Here is a 19,428-nt window from a genome sequence, read left to right as displayed (position 1 = left end):
CACTGCCGATGAACACCCACACCAGCACATCGTCGGCCCAAACTTCCAATTCTCTGCGGGGTTGGCTGACTGCCCCCGTGCCTACTTCTGCCTTTCAGGCCAATATCCAGCAGTTACGCCGTTCCTGGTTCAAGCTGATGGCCAATACGTCCGCCGTGTTCGGTCTGGCCGTAATCGTGCTTTTGGTACTGGTAGCTATTTTTGCGCCTCTAATCGCGACGCACGACATTGGTGCCAACAATCTCGCTAACCGGCTCCAGCCGCCGTCATGGGGGCATTTCTTTGGTACGGACGAACTGGGGCGCGATATTTTCAGCCGCCTTGTCTATGGCTCGCGCATCACGCTTTACATCGTGACGCTGACTGCTGTCATCGCTGCGCCTATTGGTCTCGTCGTTGGCACCACCGCAGGCTATATGGGCGGCTGGGTTGATACGGCACTGATGCGTATTGTCGATATCTTCCTTGCTTTTCCTAGTCTCGTGCTCGCGCTGTCCTTTGCTGCAGCGCTTGGGCCAGGCATCGAAAATGCCGTCATCGCCATTTCGCTCGCCGCATGGCCACCGATAGCCCGTCTTGCTCGCGCCGAAACACTGACCATCCGCTCGTCTGACTATGTGGCCGCCATTCGTCTGCAGGGGGCTTCCACGATGCGGGTGATTACGAAGCATGTCGTGCCGATGTGCATTCCGTCGGTGGTGATCCGCATTACGCTCAACATGTCCTCGATCATTCTGACGGCCGCCGGCCTTGGCTTTCTCGGTCTTGGCGCACAGCCGCCAAGCCCAGAATGGGGCGCGATGCTTTCCAGTGGTCGCGAATTCATGATGACCTCGTGGTGGCTTGCCGCTGTACCCGGCATTGCAATCCTGCTCGCCAGTCTCGCTTTCAACCTGTTCGGCGACGGTTTGCGCGACGTACTCGACCCCAGAAACGGATAAGATCAATGACAAAACCATTGCTTGAAGTTGACGATCTTTGGGTGTCGTTTCCCGGTGCCGATCACAACATCGATGTCGTTCGCGGCATCAGCTTTTCTATAGGGCGTGAAAAAGTCGGTATTGTAGGCGAATCCGGTTCCGGTAAGTCGATGACTGGGCGCTCGATCCTCAAGCTGACACCAAAGGCGGCACAAATCCGCGCCAAGAGCCTGCGTTTCGGTGAGATCGACCTGCTGTCGGCCAGCGAACGTCAAATGCGCGGTGTACGTGGCAACCGCATTTCGATGATCCTTCAGGACCCGAAATATTCGCTCAACCCGCTGATCCGTATCGGTGATCAAATCATGGAGGCCTATCGGCTACACCATCGGGTGAAATCGGCGGCGGCACGACAGAAGACAATTGCCATGCTGGAAGCCGTGCATATTCGCGATCCCGAGCGTGTCATGCGTCTGTTCCCGCATGAGATTTCCGGTGGCATGGGCCAGCGTGTGATGATTGCCATGATGCTGATCCCTGAACCGGACATGATTATTGCTGACGAACCGACCTCCGCGCTCGACGTGACTGTGCGGCGTCAGGTTTTGACTGTGCTCGATGAATTGGTCAGCCGTTCAGGTACTGGGTTGATGTTCATCAGCCATGACCTCAACCTGGTGGCGGACTTCTGCGACCGGGTACTGGTTATGTATGCGGGGCGCATCATGGAAGATCTGCCGGCCAAGGACCTACACAAGGCGCGTCATCCCTACACGCAGGCGCTTCTGGCAAGTCTTCCTCGGCTGGATCAGCCGGTCGATATGCTGAAGGTGCCCGAACGCGATAAAAGCTGGCTCACCGAGCCGACGCTGGTGGGAGAAAACTCATGATACATGCAGGCAACTCTCCCTTTGTGGATGTTTCGGACCTTTCCATCAGCTTCGGCAAAGCGCGCAAGCGCGCCACTGTCGTCAGGAAGGTAAAGTTTCATATCGAGCGCGGCGCGGCCTATGGCCTGATCGGTGAATCCGGTTGTGGCAAGTCCACGATCCTGCGCGCTCTCGCAGGCCTTATCCCGCACCATCAAGGCAACTTCGTTTTTGATGAACAGAAGATGGGCGGCGAGCGCGACAAAGCGTTTTTCCGTCGTGTGCAGATGGTGTTTCAGGACCCCTATGCTTCGCTGCACCCGCGCAAGCAGGTGCACAAGGTGTTGGCGGAATCGCTTGCCATTCACGACATGGATCGCAAAGACGAGCGTGTTCGTGACGTATTGCAGGCGGTCGGTCTCGGCCCAAGCTTCCTTTATCGCTATCCGCATGAACTGTCCGGTGGTCAGCGTCAGCGCGTCGCAATAGCGCGTGCGCTTATCATCGAGCCGGATGTGCTTCTTCTCGATGAACCGACATCCGCGCTCGATGTTTCCGTGCAGGCGGAAATTCTCAATCTGCTCAAGGTACTGCGCCGCGAGCGCAATCTCACCTATCTCATGGTTTCGCACGACCTCGCCGTAGTGGCGCATATCTGCGAGCGTGTCGGGGTCATGCACAAGGGCATCATTCTGGAAGAACTGACGGCAGACGATCTTCGTCATTTGCGTGCCAAGGCTGAATATACGCAGGAATTCCTGCAGGCCAGCGTGGAAGCCGTCGCACATAATCAGGCTGGGGAAATACGGGTATGAACTATCATTCGGCGGCTAATCCGGGACAGCAATGGGAACGTTTGAAGAGTCCTGCCGCGGCGGGTTGGTCGGAAGCTGGACTTCGTGCTGTTGATACTTGCGCGTACCAACAGGAAACCGATGCGTTGATAATCGTCCAAGGTAACAAGATCGTTCACACATATGGTGACATCACACACAAATATCTCTGCCATTCCATTCGCAAGAGCATCCTTGCCGCACTGATGGGGCAGGATGTGGCCGATGGCACCATTGATCTTAGCCTGACGCTGGAACAGCTAGGTATTGATGACAATGAAGGCTTGAGTGAAGTCGAGAAGCAGGCGACGGTTTATGATCTCCTGACCGCGCGTTCCGGCGTCTATCATCCCGCGGGCTACGAGACGCCATGGATGCGGATGATCAAGGAAAAGCGCCACTCCCATGCGCCGGGTACCTTCTGGTGTTACAACAACTGGGATTTCAATGTGCTCGGCACTATTTTCGAGCAGTTGACCAGCAAGACCGTACCCCAAGCTTTCGATGAGCGTATCGCAAAACCGCTCGGGCTTGAAGATTTCAGACTGGATGGTGACAAGCCGGATGGCTGGCATGATCGCTTTACGGAAAGCCGGCACGCCGCCTACCCGTTCCGTCTGTCCACACGTGATCTGGCCCGCTTCGGCCAGCTTTATCTGCGCAATGGCCGCTGGAATGGTGCATCCGTTCTACCTGATGGGTGGGCGCAGGAATGTGTGATGCCTTACTCTCATGCTGGTGCACGTGGCGCTTATGGCTATATGTGGTGGCTGGAGCGAGACGGTGTGTTCTTCCCCGGTGTGGTGACACCGAAAGGCAGCTATGCAGGCTTCGGTGCAGGTGGCCATTTCTGCGTTGTCTTGCCTGCCCTTGACATGGTGATCGTGCATCGCGTGGATACTGACATTGCTGGGCGCCAGCTCAATCGACACAAGTTCGGGCGTCTTTTGAAGCTCATTCTCGACGCATTTCAGGGGTGAAATCATGCCGCGGGAGGAAATGACGGTCGCACTCGCGATAGCTTCAGCATGCGCAAAGCCAGTGTTGAGCACCAATGCGCGGGAACTGGCGCGTGACGCCATTTTAGATACCTTGGCCTGTATGGTGGCAGGCCGCGACGACGTCAGCACGCAAAGCGTTGTGAAAGCCTTTGCAGAATTCAGCGCTGGTGGAACTGCTTTGTCGGTTGCGGGAGGAACAGGCAGCCCGATGTTCGCTGCGCTGGTCAATGGTACAGCAGCACATGCGCTCGATTTCGACGATAATTTTCTGCCCGGCATGAGCCATGCTTCGGCGGTGATCGTGCCTGCTATCCTGGCGTTGGCCGATCTAGATGAAACCGCAGGGGGGCGTCTGATCGACGCCTATCTGGCAGGACTGCAGGCGCAGGCGCTGGTAGGCAACGGCCTGGGACAGGCACATTACACAGCTGGCTGGCATGGCACCTCAACGGTGGGGAGTATTGGCACTGCTGTCGCCACGGCTCAAATGCTTGGTCTCGACATCCAGGCGACCGCACAGGCGATTACTATCGCTGCCAGTTTCGCATCCGGCACGAAAGGTCAGTTCGGCACGCTGATCAAGCCGTTTCATGCGGGCATGGCCGCGCGCAATGCTGTTGAGGCTGCATTGCTCGCAAAAGCTGGAATGGAGGCACGGCCCGATATTCTGGAAGGGGAGCAAGGTATTCGTGAGCTATTCGCTGGTGACCCACGTCTCAGCTGGAATATCGAAGATATCCTCATCGACAAGGCGCATGTGATTGAAACGGCCGGTGTCATGCCGAAACGGCACCCTTGCTGTGGGTCCACCCATATGATCGTCGACTCATTGCTTGATCTTAAGGAAGAGCACGGGTTTGATGCCGAGGATGTTGTGGCTGTAGACTCTTTGGTCGGGATCGCGAATTATCGCAATCTCGCATATACGCAGCCGACCGACCAGATGCAGGCACGCTTCTCAATGCAATATTGCGTCGCACGCGCCTTGCGGCAGGGCTATCTTGCACTTGCAGATTTCACCCCAGAGGCTGTGGTTGCTTTCCGGGACGATCCACTGCTCGATGTTATCGCCATGCGAAGTTATTCGATAGAGGAAGAACGGGTATCAGCGGAAAAGCTGCCGCATGTCGCAACCGTTACACTGAAAAACGGACGTGTTTTGCAGGCGTCGCGCAGCTTCGCTGTTGGTACTCTGCAGCAACCTTTCAATGCCGATGATCGGACGCGGAAATTTCTGGATTGTTGTGCGGCGATTCCGGTCGCAGATAAGATCTATTTGGATTTGCGCGGTCTTGACGATGCAGAGAACCTGAAAGCTGTTGCGGCACTTTTCACGCGGCCTTGATGTTTTAACTCGGCGCAAGACTTCCGGCGTTGTGGCCACTTTTCTGGGAAACCAGTTGTGAGGCGCGGCGCCAGAAGAGTTCCGCCTGTTTGTTCCTGAATTGGGGTGTTCGGTAAACACGGATTTCGATCAACAGATCGGTGTTTGTTTCACCGGCGCGGACCAGCACGCCGCGCTTCAATTCATCGTCGACAAGGCTTTCCGGTATCCATGCAACACCGTGTCCGGAGACCGCCATTGCCTTGAGCGCAACAGACATTCCGTTTTCGTAAACCGTGTTCAATTCGAAACCATGTTTCTCAAACAGCCAGGGCAGAGCGAGAGAAAAGAACGAGTTGCCACGATAGCTGAGGAAGTCGATCGGTAGCGACTTTTCCTTCAGGCTATGCAGGGCCTGTCCATTCGGCGCAGGAGCGGATACAGGGATGACCCTCTCGGTGCCCAGTGCCAAAAACGGATAACCGCCAAGATCGTCCATCTGCGGAACAGCCGGATGCGCATAAGTCAGGAAGAAGTCGCAATGCCCGCTGACGAGTGTGGAGATATTACCGACGAACGATGAATGCGGATCGGCAAAACGGGCGCGGAATGAAGCCCCAGAAGCTTCAATCTGTGCCATCCAATGCGGGAAGAATGTGAGCGACAGCGTGTTGAGTGTTGCGAAAGAAATGATTTCCCACGTTGCGCTGTAGCCGTCGCTGACACTCTTGCGAGCACTGAGCAGCATTTCGAGAGCATCTTGTGCCCGCGGAAGAAAGCATTCTCCTGCCTTTGTCAGGCATATCGGGTTGGATGAGCGATCGATTAGTGGCAGACCAACCCAGTCTTCCAGTTGCTTGATGCGCTTACTGAGAGCGGACTGCGTGATATTGCGGTCACCTGCAGCACGGGAGTAGCTCCTGTGTTCCGCGAGGCTGACGAAATCTTCCAGCCATTTTAGTTCCATAGTCTGTACCAATGCATCGGATAAGCGAAAATGATCCCGCCCTGATTTATAACGCGATCCGGCTCCATTGAGTTAGAACCCATCCGATGTTTTCGATCAAACGATAATCTGACTGATAGTGATAAACAGATAGAACTACCCACCTGATTGCCTTTACATCGAGTCGCGTACGCGCTCCCATGCCTTGGTCAAATGGCGTCCCAATACTTCAGACAGTCGGGTTGCGTCGCGGGCTTCCAGCGCCTCGATCATTTCTTGGTGCTCAGATACAGCCGCCGCCCATTTCTCGGCGCCTTCGTGGCCGACGAAACGGATCCGCTTCAATCTCGTCTGCAGCATCTGGTGAATGTCAGCCAGCGTGGGGTTCTTGGCAAGATGAACGATGGCAAGATGAATCTGCTGGTTCAGTTTGTAATATTGCAGTCGGTCAGCATGCTTGTAGCGTTCGACCATTTCATCGTGTAGCGAACGAACCTCGGCGATTTCCTTGTCGGTCGCAAGCTCGCAGGCGAGTTTCCCAGCAAGTTCTTCCAAAGTACGCAGGACGGTGAGCATGTCCCTGACATCAGCTGCACTGAACCGTTTCACAACAGCACCGCGGCTTGGAACAAGCTCGACGAGTCCCTCGCTGGCCAGATACTTGATCGCCTCACGCAACGGTGTCCGGGACACACCGAGTTGTTCTCCGAGCTGGCCTTCATGCAGGCGCGTGCCGGGTTCCAGCTGCCCTTCGATAATCATGTCGCGCAGATGGTTGACGAGCATATCGTGCAAGGCCGTGCGGCGGAACGCTTGTGAGCCGTTGTCGGCTTGCCCGGTTTTCTGAATTTCGTCCATCGGCCTTTTTCTCAAAGAGTGGTTTCGAATCCTCATCGCACCAACTGAGGCGAAGATGGCTGGCCTGCTTTCAACCGTCAACATAAAATGCTGCATACAGAATACAAAATGCTTGCGCCGTACGGAAGACCATCTTATGAATGCTGTATACAGAATGCAGACGAGGAAGATGCTAATGACCGTTACCGGCGCTGAACCGAGCGTGATCGCGCTTGCAATGGGGGATCCAGCTGGTGTCAGTCCAGAGCTGACAGCCCGTCTGCTCGCTTTGCCGGATGTCAGAAAAGAAGCGCATATCATCGTCTTCGGTGATCGCCGCATTCTGGACGAAGGTGCGTATATCGCAGGTGTTAAGCTTGATCTGCAGGATGCCAACCTCGAAAATGCGCCTAACATGCCGGTCGGCAAACACGTCTTCGTTGACTTGAAGAATCTCGATCCGAAGGATGTTGTGCGTAGCGAAGCCACGCTGGTTGGCGGAACTTTCGCAACCCAGAACTTTCGTACCGCACTGAAATTTGCCGATGCTGGACATGCGCAGGCTGTTTGTTTTACGCCGTTCAACAAGCAGGCGATGCGGTTTGCCTATCCGGGTTACGACGACGAAATCCGCTTTGTTGCCGATGTGCTGAGCTTCACAGGCAAGGTGCGTGAGTTCAACGTTCTGGAGAAAGTCTGGAACGCGCGCGTGACGTCGCATATTCCGCTCAAGGATGTAGCCTCGACCCTGACTGTTGAAGGAATTCTCGCCGAGCTGGAACTGGCTTGGGTGTGCCTGAAGAAAGCGGGATACGACAATCCGAAGATTGCAGTGGCCGGGCTCAACCCACATGCCGGTGATGGTGGCAGCTTTGGCATGGAAGAAATCGACATTATTGAGCCTGCAGTAAGGGCAGCGAAGGCCAAGGGTTTCGACGTCGATGGCCCGTTCCCGGCTGACACAGTGTTCCTGCGTGCGCTGAAAGATGATTTTCAGGCGGTGCTGACCATGTATCACGATCAGGGTCAGATCGCGATGAAGCTGATGGGCTTCGACAAAGGTGTGACAATGATGGGCGGATTGCCATTCCCGCTTTGCACGCCGGCCCATGGAACAGCCTATGATATTGCTGGAAAGGGCATCGCTGACGTGGGAGCCACGCGCGAAGCGATCCTGCTCGCAGCACGAATGGCGAAAAGAGCAGCAGCACTTTCAGACGCTGCCTGATTTTCGTCATTTTGACACTATCGGCATTGGGGGGAGGCCCATGCCGCTTAACTGGGAGGATAGACCATGAAGAAGTCTTTGCACATTGCCTGCCTGGCAGCAGGAGTGGCAATAATCGCATCATCCGCTCTGGCATTCGAGCCGACACGGCCGGTGGAGTTTGTAGTGACTGCAGGACCGGGCGGCGGCACGGATATTTTCGCGCGTACGATCCAGTCGATCATCGGCAAGTATGACCTGATGAGTGCGCCAATCGTCGTCACAAACAAGGGCAGCGCGGGCGGAGCAGAAGGTTTTGTCTACACTGCCGGCTATAAGGGCGATCCATACAAGCTCGCTTTCGGCACGAACAACGCCTATCTTTTGCCGGTGCGCGCAAAGGTTCCTTATAAATCGGCAGATCTGGTCCCAGTTTCGGCACTGGCTTCGGATGAATTCATTCTTTGGGTCAACGGAAAGTCTGAATTCAAGACAGCCGCAGAGTTCATCGCCAAGGCGAAAGATGATGCGGGCCTGAAGGTTGGCGGCAGCCAGTCCAAGGACGTTGACCAGATTTTGACATCCATGATCAACGATGCCACGGGCTCGAAACTCGGCTACATCCCGTTCAAAAGCGGTGGCGAAGCTGCCGTCCAGCTCGCGGGGGAGCACATTGCTGCCAACGTCAACAATCCCAGCGAGAATCTTGGCCAATGGCAGGCAGGCATGGTGAAGCCGCTTTGCGTCTTCAAGGGCGAAAAGCTCAAAGGTGACGGCAAGATTGCTGGCGATATGGGGTGGAGCGACATCCCAACCTGCAAGGAAGCGGGGATTACAATCGAAAATTACGCCATGCCGCGTACTGTATGGCTTCCTGCGGGCGTTGATCAGGACGTCGTTGATTACTATGCAGGCGTACTCAAGAAGGTTGCCGAAACACCTGAATGGGCGAAGTATCTTGCCGATAGTTCGCAATCTGCCGCCTATATGAGCGGTAATGAACTCTCATCCTTTATCAAGAACGATGAAACAGCGGTAACGGCCGTGCTGAAGCGTGAAGGCTGGCTTGCCAACTGACGTTTCGTGCATTTGTGCAGACGCCGCCGGCGTCTGCACCATTCATTGAAGGAGCTTATCCAATGAGTGACAAAGGCGAGGCCGGAATTTCCCGCTTCATTGTCGAGGCGAGCGTAGCTCTTTTGACGGGTGGGTTGGGAGCGGTGGTCTGTTATGGCTCACTACAGGCTGGTACAGGCTGGACGGAAATGGGGCCGGATGCAGGTTATTTTCCGTTCTACATCGGGCTACTGATCATGTTCGGAAGCACGGTCAATCTCGTTCTGGCATTTGTAAAATATCGTGGTAGCGGAGAAGTATTCGTTGAACTCTCTCGGTTGAAACCTGTTCTCGGTTTCGCCTTGCCGCTGGTTGCCTTCGCTGCCATATCGACGGTTCTCGGACTATATGTCGGTACCGCGCTCTATATCGCTGCAGCGATGATGTTTCAGGGGCGCTACAAATGGTGGGCTTCATTGCCAGCCGGTATTGCCGTTTCCCTCTTCTTTTTCGTCATTTTTGAAATCGGCTTCAAGGTTCCGCTCCTTAAAGGTCCGGTGGAGGCTTTCTTCGGCATTTATTGATACCGGAAAGTCCGATGTCTTGGGAGGAAAGACATGGAAAATTTCAGTCTCCTGATGGATGGCTTTGCCCACATACTCAGTTTCAATCATGTTTTGCTGATGATGCTGGGTGTGACGCTTGGAATTCTGGTTGGTGTCCTGCCGGGATTGGGTGCGCCCAATGGTGTTTCCCTGCTTTTGCCACTGACTTTTACAATGGACCCCATCTCCGCGATCATTCTGTTGTCCTGTATGTATTGGGGGGCATTGTTCGGTGGATCAACCACGTCCATTCTTTTCAATATTCCGGGCGAGCCTTCGTCCGTTGCCACCACTTTTGATGGATATCCGATGGCGAAGGCCGGACATGCGAGCCGCGCCCTGACGCTGGCGTTCGTTTCGGCTGGCATCGGCGCGCTGGCTGGTGTGGTGATGATTACACTGCTCTCTAGTTGGGTTGCCAATTTCGCCCTGCGATTTTCATCGCCAGAGTATTTCGCTGTTTATTTTCTGGCTTTCGCCAGCTTTATATCCATGGGTGCTCAATCGCCCTTCAAGACGCTCGTTTCCATGATGATCGGTTTTGCCTTTGCCTCGGTGGGCATGGACACTATCTCCGGCAATTTGCGCCTGACATTTGAAATACCGGAACTCATCAAGGGTATCTCCTTTCTGATTGCAGTGATGGGCCTGTTCGGGATCGGTGAACTGTTGCTGACGACGGAGGAGGGGCTGCGTTTTGATGGAATCAAGGCACGGGTGCGTCTCGGTGAGATCGGACGCACGCTGCTGGAAATGCCGCGCTACTGGTTCACGCTTGCACGTTCAACGCTGATCGGTATCTGGATGGGCATAACGCCCGCCGGGCCAACGGCTGCATCCTTTATGAGCTATGGCGTGGCTCGTCGTTCCGCCCGCGATAAATCGAAGTTCGGCAAGGGGGACCCGCGCGGTATCGTGGCTCCGGAAACCGCTGACCATTCTGCCGGTACATCTGCGCTTCTCCCCATGCTGGCACTTGGTGTTCCGGGTTCGGCTACTGCTGCTGTGATGATGGGCGGCCTGATGATCTGGGGGCTCACTCCTGGCCCGACATTGTTCACGGATCGCCCGGATTTTGTTTGGGGCCTGATTGCATCCATGTATCTCGGTAATATCGTCGCCGTTATTCTGGTCATTGCGACCGTGCCGCTCTACGCATCTATTCTGCGCGTGCCGTTCTCGATCATCGGACCCATCATTGTTGCGGTCATTTTCTCCGGCGCTTATCAGGTCGCCAACTCGATAACCGACGTCTGGCTGGTGATCGCATTTGGTGTGCTGGGCTATATCTTCAAGAAGCTTGATTATCCGCTGGCACCATTGGTTCTCGCCATGGTTCTCGGAGACAAGGCAGAAGATGCATTCCGTCAGTCGATGATGATGTCCAGCGGTCAGCTTTCGATATTCTGGTCGAATGGCCTGGTTGCATCGCTGATGACGCTCGGCGTTTTCCTGCTTGTTTCACCCGCCATCTTCTGGGGCATTGGCAAACTGCGGAACCGGAAACCCGAAATTCCCTCCGGTAACGGCAACGTGGCCTGATGTCGATGGATCACGCAAAAGAACAGGAATGTAAGTTGAAACAGACGACTTCCAAATGGACACGTGAAACCTGGCCGATTGCAGCAGCGATGATCCAGTATCCCAATATGCTGCCGGATGGCAGTTCGGTGCAGGATCAGTCGGTGGAAGATTGGGCCCGCACTTTGTCCGATGTTGCGGATGCAGGGTTTACCGAACTTGATCCGACTGACAGCTGGCTGCGACTGGCTGACTTGTCACCTGTTCGTCGCAGTGAATTTATGGCGGTCGTCAAATCGCTCGGCTTTACTATTCCTGCAATTTCGACGTCGCGACGCAGCGTGATCGACGCACAACACGGCGACGAATATCTGGCTTATGGTCACAGGGTCATCGACACCACTAAGGAAATTGGCGCGAGCTGCGTTTCCTTCGGGCTTTTTGAACCGCTGACGGACGCTCAAAAACAGGCATTGTGGTTCTGGACGGTCGATGGTGCTAAGAACCCGGACGATCCGGCTGTGTGGAACAAGGCTGTTGAGCGAATTCGTGAACTCGGTCGCCATGCGGAGGAGCTTGGTATAGAGCTGTCGCTTGAAATGTACGAGGATACCTATCTCGGCACTGCGGACAGCTCGGTCCGTTTTGTCGAGGAAGTTGGCCTCGACAATGTTGGGATCAATGCCGATCTGGGTAATCTCATCCGTCTGCACCGTCCGGTTGAACATTGGCAGAAGATGATGGAGAAGGTGGCGCCTTACGCAAAGTTCTGGCACGTCAAGAATTACACCCGTACGGAAGACCCAGCATCCGGCGTGACCGTCACGCATCCAGCTCCCCTTGAAAGCGGGATCATCAATTATCGTACGGCCATCAGGATGGCACTGGATCACGGTTTTGCCAGCCCCTTCTTATGTGAACATTATGGTGGCGACGGGCTCTCCGTTTCGGCTACAAATCGTGACTACCTGCGCCGCATCCTGCCACGCGGCTAATGACCCAGACCAAGGACTGTTTCAATGACGACGATTTTCGACGCGCCGGAGGAGTTTGCCTCGACCGCTCTTGCCGGGTTTGCCAGTATCTATAACCGCTATGTTCGCCACGTGCGTGGCGGCGTTGTTCGTTCCACAAAGGTGCCTCAAGGCAAAGTTGCTGTGGTTGTCGGAGGTGGCTCGGGTCATTACCCGGCATTTGCTGGTTACGTCGGGCCAGGCTTGGCGGATGCAGCAGTTGCTGGTGACGTATTTGCTTCGCCTTCCACTGCGGCAGTGGCGCGCGTCTGCCGACAGGCGCACAACGGCGGCGGTATCCTGCTGGGCTTCGGCAATTACGCCGGGGATGTCCTTAATTTCGGCGTTGCTGCCGAACGCTTGCGTGCCGAAGGTATTGATGTCCGCATCGTACCCGTAACCGACGATGTCGCTAGCGCTCCGGCTGATATGCATGAGAAGCGGCGCGGCATTGCTGGAGATCTGGTTGTGTTCAAGATCGCGGGTGCCGCTGCCGAAGCCGGTCTGTCACTGGACGAAGTCGAACGGCTGTCACGCCACGCGAACGCGAACACTGTGTCCTTTGGCGTTGCCTTCAAAGGCTGCACTTTGCCGGGCGCACCGCACCCGCTCTTCACCGTACCGGAAGGCCAGATGGCGCTTGGTCTCGGCATTCACGGCGAGCCGGGGATCAAGGAGGAGGCGATCCTGCCTGCCTCCGGTCTGGCAAGCCTGCTGGTGGAGAAACTTCTTGCGGAACGTCCAAAAGGAACGCAAAAAGTTGGCGTTATCCTGAATGGCCTCGGTGCGACCAAATACGAAGAACTGTTTGTCCTGTGGACGGCGATCGCGTCGCTGCTGGAAAAAGCTGGTCTCGATACCGTAGCACCGGAAGCGGGTGAATTTGTCACCAGTCTTGATATGCAAGGTTGTTCACTGACCCTTCTTTGGCTCGATGACGAACTCGAACGCTACTGGACAGCAGCTTGCGATACTCCGGTTCTACGTCGCGGCGAAGCGATCGCAGTCGAGCCTGCGAACAATGTCATTGCCAACGAGGATGCAGCCCCCGATTTTACTCAGGCGGATGAAGCCGGGCGTGCCGGTGGCGTTTGCATTCAGGATATTTTGCACGCCGTCGCCGACGTGTTGGTCGAGGCTGAAGAAGAACTGGGCCGCATTGATGCCTTCGCCGGCGACGGCGATCACGGGCAGGGCATGCGACGTGGCTCTGCAGCTGCAAAAGATGCAGCTGATCAGGCTGTCAGGGCTGGGGCCGGGTCCGCGAGTGTATTGGCTGTTGCAGGCGATGCTTGGGCCGACCGGGCCGGAGGGACTTCCGGAGCTCTGTGGGGGCTTCTGTTGCGCTCGTGGAGTGCAGAGCTTTCCGACAATGGTAACATTGATGATGGTGCAGTCGTTCGCGGTGGCAGGCGCGCGCTTGATGCCGTAACAACCCTCGGCCGCGCGAAACCCGGCGACAAGACATTGGTGGATGCATTCGTGCCTTTCGTGGAAACGTTTGAAAGCGCATTTGCATCGGGCAAACCACTTGCTGATGCATGGAAACAAGCCGCTGAAGTCGCCAAGGTGGCTGCGGAAGCGACAGCTCCACTTACTCCGAAACTCGGTCGAGCAAGACCGTTGGCAGAAAAGAGCATTGGCCATCCCGACGCAGGCGCCATTTCACTGGCTCTGGTCGCAGAAACCGTCGGCAAGAAACTGAAAAGCTGAATTGTCAATCAGGCGGGCTGGTTCGAAGCCGGCCCACCTGACAGGCATTAAATGATTGTCTAAATAGCAATCAGGACGGGAGGATCTGGTAGAAATTATCAAGTTTTCCCGGCTTTGAGTGGGCTACCAGCATGACCAGTTTTTCCTGATCGAACACGCGAAACCAGTCTTCCCATTCCACGACCTCAAGACCGCCAGCATCCAAGGGTCGTTCGACATCGGCGACGAATTCCGGTTCGAAAACAATTCGCAAAACGGGCACTGCATCGGGGTCTATGGAAGTGCTGACAAAAGCCGGGTTTCCATTGCGAGCGGCCACCCAGTCCCGAATGGCTTCATGCGTATCAAGGGTGATCGTTTCACTCATCGGGAGCATTCCTCTGGTTGCTATCATTAAGGACATCTTTGGCTCGGCTGGCAGATGAGTCAAATGCAAGCTTTCGTAATGTGCCATGATATTCAGATAGGCCCGCTCAGGTTTCTGAAAAGACACTGCTCCGTTCACTTTCTTCATGAATCTGCAATCGGGGTAAAATCTTTCAGTCCATCCTGTTGACGACGGCTGTGCGTTCATTCATGTCGTAAACCGACTATCTGCTGTTACAGCCTGGAAATCCCCAAAATGACTGAACGTCTCTCTCTCGCACGCGACCGCATCAATGTTCTTCTACTGGAGGGCATCAATCAAACGGCCGTCGATTACTTCAAAGCCTCCGGTTACACCAATGTCACGCATCTGCCGAAGGCGCTGGATAAAGCCGATCTGATTGAAGCGATTTCGTCTGCACATATCGTCGGAATTCGTTCGCGGACGCAGCTGACTGAAGAGATTTTTGCTGCGGCTAACCGCCTGATCGCAGTCGGTTGCTTCTCGGTTGGGACTAATCAGGTTGAGCTGAAAGCTGCACGCAAGCGCGGCATTCCGGTCTTCAATGCACCATTTTCGAATACCCGTTCGGTCGCAGAACTGGTGATTGGCGAAATCATCATGCTGATGCGCCGGATTTTCCCACGCTCCGTCTCCGCACATGCAGGCGGTTGGGACAAAACGGCAAACGGCAGCCGCGAAGTGCGCGGCAAGACGCTTGGTATTATCGGTTATGGCAATATCGGTTCGCAGGTCGGCAATCTGGCCGAAAGCCTCGGCATGACTGTGCGCTACTTCGATACTTCCGACAAGCTGCAATATGGCAATGTCAAACCGGCTGCGAGCCTCGATGAGCTGCTGAAGATTTCGGATGTCGTCAGCCTGCACGTGCCGTCCAACAAGTCGACTTCGAAGCTGATTACCGAAGCGAAACTGCGCAAGATGAAGAAGGGAGCCTTTCTCATCAACAATGCGCGCGGTACGGTTGTCGATCTGGAGGCTCTGGCGAAGGTTCTGCAGGAAGGTCACCTTGCAGGCGCTGCCATTGACGTGTTCCCGGTTGAACCAGCCTCCAACAACGACAGGTTTGTCTCCCCGATTCAGGGGCTGGAGAACGTCATTCTCACACCGCACATCGGCGGATCGACAGAAGAAGCGCAGGAACGTATCGGTTTGGAAGTCACCAGAAAACTGGTCGAATATTCCGATGTCGGTTCCACGCTGGGCGCTGTCAACTTCCCGCAAGTCCAACTGCCGCCGCGTCCCACGGGTACGCGCTTCATGCACGTGCATGAAAACCGCCCGGGCATCCTCAACAGCCTCGTGAATGTTTTCTCGACGCATAACATCAACATCGCCAGTCAGTTTCTGCAAACCGATGGCGAAGTGGGTTATCTTGTGATGGAAGCAGACGGCGTCGGTGAGGCCAGCGAAACGGTTTTGCAAGCCATTCGCGAAATTCCCGGCACAATCCGGGCCCGTTTGCTCTATTGAGTGTATTTCGCAGCGCCAACTATCTCTGGCGCTGTGATTTCTCAAAACGTTTGATGAGGCGGTCTCGACGCAATCGCGAAAGGCGCTGAATCCAGAAAATACCATCGAGCTGGTCTCTTTCGTGCTGATGGCAAACTGCGAGCAAGCCTTCCGATTCCTCGGTTTGCTCGGTGCCACTCAGGTCTTGATAGCGAATTTTGATGCGGGCGTGGCGCTCGACGTCGTCGACTACGCCCGGCATCGAAACGCTACCTTCCTGATGATGGATTTTTTCGTCCGAAGCCCAGACTATTTCCGGATTCACATAGAATTTCGGGGTTAGCTCGGTAGGTAGTTCTAAAACCACCAAACGTTTCGATATGCCGACATGTGGCGCGGTGATACCGATGCCCGGTGCTGCGCGCATTGTATCGAGAAGATCGGTGCCTAGTTCCTGCAAATCGCTGTCGAATTGGGTGACTGGCTCGGCAACAGCGCGCAGTCGTTTATCCGGATAGCTTACAATCGGGCGAACAGTCATCGGACCTCACATTCTGCATGCGGATAGACCTCGTATCCGCACGCGATCTTTTGGCCGATTTTCACCGTGACTTGCAAACACTATCGCAGGTGACCGTCACAATCCTCGCGCTATAACGAGACGCTGTACGTCGCTGGTGCCTTCGTAAATCTGGCACACGCGAACATCGCGATAAATGCGCTCAACCGGATAATCAGCAAGGTAACCGTAGCCGCCATGAATCTGAATCGCGGCGGAGCAGACCTGTTCGGCCATTTCGGAGGCGACGAGTTTGGCCATTGATGCTTCGGTCAAGCAAGGTTTGCCCGCCTCGCGCAGCGCAGCTGCATGGAGAACCATCTGACGGGCTGTCTCAATCTTCGTTGCCATGTCGGCGAGCCTGAAAGAGACAGCCTGATGTTCGATAATGGGCTTGCCGAATGTAATGCGCTCTTTGGCGTAAGCACATGCAGCTTCGAACGCTGCGCGAGCCATACCGACTGATTGCGCCGCAATGCCGATGCGTCCGCCTTCCAGATTGGCAAGCGCGATTTTGTAGCCCTGGCCCTCATCGCCCAGTCGGTTCTCTACTGGGATGCGCATGTTGGTGAAAGCGAGCGCACAGGTATCCGACGAATGCTGGCCGAGCTTGTGCTCGACGGAAACAACCTCGTAGCCCGGAGTATCGGTCGGCACGATGAAAGCCGAAATGCCTTTCTTGCCTGCCGATGGATCGGTAACGGCAAACACGATCACCACGCTGCCGTTCTTGCCTGATGTGATGAACTGCTTGGAGCCATCGATCACATAATGATCGCCGTCGCGGCGTGCACGGGTTTTGAGCGCAGACGCATCCGAGCCGGCCTGTGGTTCGGTCAACGCGAACCCGCCAATCCATTCGCCTGAAGCCATCTTGGGCAAAAAACGTTTTTTCTGTTCTTCGGTGCCGAAGCGCAGGATCGGAACGCAGCCGACGGATGAGTGGACTGAAACGATGGTCGAACATGCCCCATCGCCAGCAGCAATCTCTTCCAGCGCCAGAGCGTAGGCAACCGTACCGAGATTGGAACCACCCCATTCTTCCGGCACCAGCATTCCGAGAAAACCAAGCTCGCCCATTTCCGCGAGCTCGGCGCGTGGAAAAGCGTGTTCCCTGTCACGTGCGGCGGCACCCGGCGCGAGCCGTTCCTGCGCGAACTGCCGGGCGGCGTCGCGAATCTGCTCCTGCGTATCGCTCAAGAGCATCAGACGATCCTCTCGATACCAACCGCAGTCGCTTCGCCGCCGCCCAGACATATGCCAGCAACACCGCGCTTCAGACCATGGGTTTCGAGGGCTGAAAGCAGGGTGACAAGTATGCGCGCCCCTGACGCGCCGATGGGGTGGCCAAGGGCGCACGCGCCACCATGAATGTTGACTTTGTCGTGCGGTAGATCAAGATCACGCATGGCCGCCATGGTTACGACCGCAAAAGCTTCATTGATCTCAAAGAGATCGACATCTTTCAGGTTCCAGCCGATTTTCGCTGAAAGCTTGTTTATGGCGCCGATCGGGGCGGTCGGGTAGAGATTTGGCTTGTCGGCATGGGTTGCATGGCCGACCAGAACAGCACGTGGGGTGAGGCCGCGCCTTTCCGCTTCGGAAGCACGCATGAGAACAAGCGCTGCCGCCCCGTCCGAAATCGAGGAGGAGTTGGCGGCCGTCACGGTGCCGCCGTCACGAAATGCCGGGCGAAGGGTCGGAATTTTGTCCAGTTTCGCCTTGCCGGGCTGTTCATCAATGGAAATTTCAACTTCGCTACGTCCAGCTTTCACTGAAACGGGGGTAATTTCGGCGGCGAAAAGGCCGTTCGTGATAGCATTCTGCGCACGTGTCAGAGAGGCAATGGCGAACTCATCCTGAGCTTCGCGAGTAAACTGGTAAGCTTCCGCGCAGTCTTCGGCAAAGGTGCCCATCAGACGACCTTTGTCATAGGCATCTTCAAGCCCATCGAGGAACATATGGTCGATAATCTGGCCGTGTCCCATACGATACCCACCACGTGCCTTTGGCAGCAGATAGGGGGAGTTCGTCATGCTCTCCATGCCGCCGGACACGATGACATCGGCAGAACCTGCCAGCAGCAGATCGTGCGCCAGCATGGTTGCCTTCATGCCTGAGCCGCACATCTTGTTGACCGTCGTCGCGCCGGTTGAAACCGGCAATCCGGCTTTGATTGAGGCCTGTCGTGCCGGAGCCTGCCCCTGACCGGCAGGCAGAACACAGCCCATATAGACATCTTCGACCGCTTCCGGTGCAAGACCCGCGCCCGCAAGTGCGCCGCGAATGGCGGCGGCACCAAGATCGGTCGCCTGGGCGTTGGCAAAATCGCCCTGAAAGCCGCCCATGGGAGTACGGGAAGCACCGACAATGACAATAGGATCGCTGTTGGACATAGTTGTTCCTCGTTACTTTGCTGCCATGCGAAGTGCGCCATCCAGACGGATGACTTCACCGTTGAGCATCTGATTTTCCACGATGTGGCGGGCAAGAGCCGCATATTCATCCGGGCGACCGAGGCGAGGCGGGAAAGGCACGGAAGCGCCGAGGGCATCCTGCACTTCCTGCGGCATGCCCGCCATCATCGGCGTGGCGAAAATTCCGGGCGCAATGGTCATGACGCGGATGCCATGTCGCGCAAGCTCGCGCGCCACAGGCAAGGTCATGGCAGCAACGCCGCCCTTGGAAGCGGAATAGGCAGCTTGCCCAATCTGGCCGTCAAAGGCTGCAACCGACGCCGTGTTGATGATGACGCCACGTTCTCCGCCTTCACCGGGCTCGTTCTTTGCCATGGCTTCGGCAGCAAGGCGCAGCATGTTGAATGTGCCAATCAGATTGATCGAAATTGCGCGCGTGAAGCTTTCCAGCTTATGGGCGCCATCGCGACCGAGAACCTTTTCGCCGGGTGCCACACCGGCACAATTGACGAGTACATCGACACGCCCGAAGGCTTCAAGCGCAGCCGCGATGGCAGCCTTGCCATCCGCATCGCTGGTGACGTCGGTGTGATGAAAGTTTGCCGCCGAACCAAGCATCTTGGCCTGCGCTTCGCCAGCTTCCGCATTCACATCGAGAAGCATGACTTTGCCATCGGCATCGACGGCCATTTTCGCAACTGCTGCACCGAGGCCAGAGCTTGCGCCAGTAATCAGAAATACCCGATCCTTAATCTGCATAATCTTGT

The 19,428-nt window shown here is 55.8% G+C and carries 19 protein-coding genes; 12 read left to right on the top strand and 7 right to left on the bottom strand.

Going from position 1 to position 19,428, the window contains the following annotated elements:
- Positions 1-8 precede the first annotated feature (8 nt).
- The 5 genes from nikC to OHI65_RS02290 are packed head-to-tail and all read left to right on the top strand — an operon-like array spanning position 9 to position 4,968.
- Positions 9-941 carry a nickel transporter permease gene (gene nikC / locus OHI65_RS02310; protein ID WP_125302188.1) on the top strand — a complete coding sequence of 311 codons (933 nt, stop codon included), beginning with the start codon at positions 9-11 and terminating at the stop codon, positions 939-941.
- Between the two features lie 5 nt (positions 942-946).
- Positions 947-1,810: an ABC transporter ATP-binding protein gene (locus tag OHI65_RS02305; protein ID WP_010661723.1), complete on the top strand. Its 864-nt coding sequence runs from the start codon at positions 947-949 to the stop codon at positions 1,808-1,810.
- A complete protein-coding gene (locus OHI65_RS02300) occupies positions 1,807-2,604 on the top strand; it encodes an ABC transporter ATP-binding protein (RefSeq protein ID WP_125302186.1) in 798 nt (265 codons plus the stop codon). Before OHI65_RS02305 ends, OHI65_RS02300 begins: the two co-directional genes overlap by 4 nt.
- Entirely contained in the window at positions 2,601-3,602 is a 1,002-nt protein-coding gene (locus OHI65_RS02295) for a serine hydrolase domain-containing protein (protein ID WP_125302183.1), read from the top strand. Before OHI65_RS02300 ends, OHI65_RS02295 begins: the two co-directional genes overlap by 4 nt.
- A 19-nt stretch (positions 3,603-3,621) precedes the next feature.
- Positions 3,622-4,968, top strand: a complete 1,347-nt coding sequence (locus OHI65_RS02290; protein ID WP_040128747.1) for an MmgE/PrpD family protein — start codon at positions 3,622-3,624, stop codon at positions 4,966-4,968.
- A 4-nt stretch (positions 4,969-4,972) separates the two neighbouring features.
- Here OHI65_RS02290 and OHI65_RS02285 read toward each other — a convergent pair whose 3' ends face one another.
- Together OHI65_RS02285 and OHI65_RS02280 are read right to left on the bottom strand one after the other, a co-directional pair.
- A complete protein-coding gene (locus OHI65_RS02285; protein WP_012092540.1) occupies positions 4,973-5,914 on the bottom strand; it encodes a LysR family transcriptional regulator in 942 nt (313 codons plus the stop codon).
- Positions 5,915-6,067: 153 nt separating this feature from the next.
- A complete protein-coding gene (locus OHI65_RS02280) occupies positions 6,068-6,751 on the bottom strand; it encodes a GntR family transcriptional regulator (RefSeq protein ID WP_125302178.1) in 684 nt (227 codons plus the stop codon).
- Positions 6,752-6,926: 175 nt separating this feature from the next.
- Between OHI65_RS02280 and OHI65_RS02275 the strand changes: the two genes are divergently transcribed.
- The 6 genes from OHI65_RS02275 (at position 6,927) to OHI65_RS02250 (ending at position 13,845) form a co-directional block, all read left to right on the top strand.
- Positions 6,927-7,958: a 4-hydroxythreonine-4-phosphate dehydrogenase PdxA gene (locus OHI65_RS02275; protein ID WP_036589210.1), complete on the top strand. Its 1,032-nt coding sequence runs from the start codon at positions 6,927-6,929 to the stop codon at positions 7,956-7,958.
- Between the two features lie 66 nt (positions 7,959-8,024).
- The gene (locus OHI65_RS02270) at positions 8,025-9,014 is read left to right on the top strand and encodes a Bug family tripartite tricarboxylate transporter substrate binding protein (protein ID WP_010661730.1); all 990 of its coding nucleotides are present in this window, start codon (positions 8,025-8,027) and stop codon (positions 9,012-9,014) included.
- 62 nt (positions 9,015-9,076) lie between these two features.
- Positions 9,077-9,577 (top strand): tripartite tricarboxylate transporter TctB family protein, encoded by a 501-nt coding sequence (locus OHI65_RS02265; protein ID WP_125302175.1) that lies wholly within the window; start codon positions 9,077-9,079, stop codon positions 9,575-9,577.
- A gap of 33 nt (positions 9,578-9,610) precedes the next feature.
- Positions 9,611-11,140, top strand: a complete 1,530-nt coding sequence (locus OHI65_RS02260) for a tripartite tricarboxylate transporter permease (protein WP_012092544.1) — start codon at positions 9,611-9,613, stop codon at positions 11,138-11,140.
- Entirely contained in the window at positions 11,140-12,114 is a 975-nt protein-coding gene (locus OHI65_RS02255) for a sugar phosphate isomerase/epimerase family protein (protein WP_185758024.1), read from the top strand. Before OHI65_RS02260 ends, OHI65_RS02255 begins: the two co-directional genes overlap by 1 nt.
- 24 nt (positions 12,115-12,138) lie before the next feature.
- A complete protein-coding gene (locus OHI65_RS02250) occupies positions 12,139-13,845 on the top strand; it encodes a dihydroxyacetone kinase family protein (protein WP_264358724.1) in 1,707 nt (568 codons plus the stop codon).
- A gap of 70 nt (positions 13,846-13,915) precedes the next feature.
- Here OHI65_RS02250 and OHI65_RS02245 read toward each other — a convergent pair whose 3' ends face one another.
- Entirely contained in the window at positions 13,916-14,212 is a 297-nt protein-coding gene (locus OHI65_RS02245; protein WP_010661735.1) for a hypothetical protein, read from the bottom strand.
- Between the two features lie 255 nt (positions 14,213-14,467).
- On the opposite strand from OHI65_RS02245, the gene serA reads away from it, so the two are divergent.
- A complete protein-coding gene (gene serA, locus OHI65_RS02240) occupies positions 14,468-15,706 on the top strand; it encodes a phosphoglycerate dehydrogenase (RefSeq protein WP_012092547.1) in 1,239 nt (412 codons plus the stop codon).
- A 19-nt stretch (positions 15,707-15,725) separates the two neighbouring features.
- Here serA and OHI65_RS02235 read toward each other — a convergent pair whose 3' ends face one another.
- The 4 genes from OHI65_RS02235 to OHI65_RS02220 all read right to left on the bottom strand — a co-directional run bounded on the left by OHI65_RS02235 (position 15,726) and on the right by OHI65_RS02220 (position 19,420).
- Positions 15,726-16,226 carry a peptide deformylase gene (locus OHI65_RS02235; RefSeq protein ID WP_125302167.1) on the bottom strand — a complete coding sequence of 167 codons (501 nt, stop codon included), beginning with the start codon at positions 16,224-16,226 and terminating at the stop codon, positions 15,726-15,728.
- A gap of 96 nt (positions 16,227-16,322) precedes the next feature.
- The gene (locus tag OHI65_RS02230) at positions 16,323-17,450 is read right to left on the bottom strand and encodes an acyl-CoA dehydrogenase family protein (protein ID WP_125302164.1); all 1,128 of its coding nucleotides are present in this window, start codon (positions 17,448-17,450) and stop codon (positions 16,323-16,325) included.
- Complete coding sequence (locus tag OHI65_RS02225; protein WP_125302161.1) at positions 17,450-18,640, bottom strand: acetyl-CoA C-acyltransferase; 1,191 nt, start codon at positions 18,638-18,640, stop codon at positions 17,450-17,452. The genes OHI65_RS02230 and OHI65_RS02225 overlap by 1 nt, the downstream gene beginning before the upstream one ends.
- Positions 18,641-18,652: 12 nt before the next feature.
- Entirely contained in the window at positions 18,653-19,420 is a 768-nt protein-coding gene (locus tag OHI65_RS02220; protein WP_125302158.1) for a 3-hydroxyacyl-CoA dehydrogenase, read from the bottom strand.
- Between the last annotated feature and the right edge of the window lie 8 nt (positions 19,421-19,428).

It is taken from the genome of Brucella sp. MAB-22 (assembly GCF_025908475.1).
GTDB lineage: Bacteria > Pseudomonadota > Alphaproteobacteria > Rhizobiales > Rhizobiaceae > Brucella > Brucella anthropi.
This window is presented reverse-complemented; position numbering and strand designations above follow the sequence as displayed.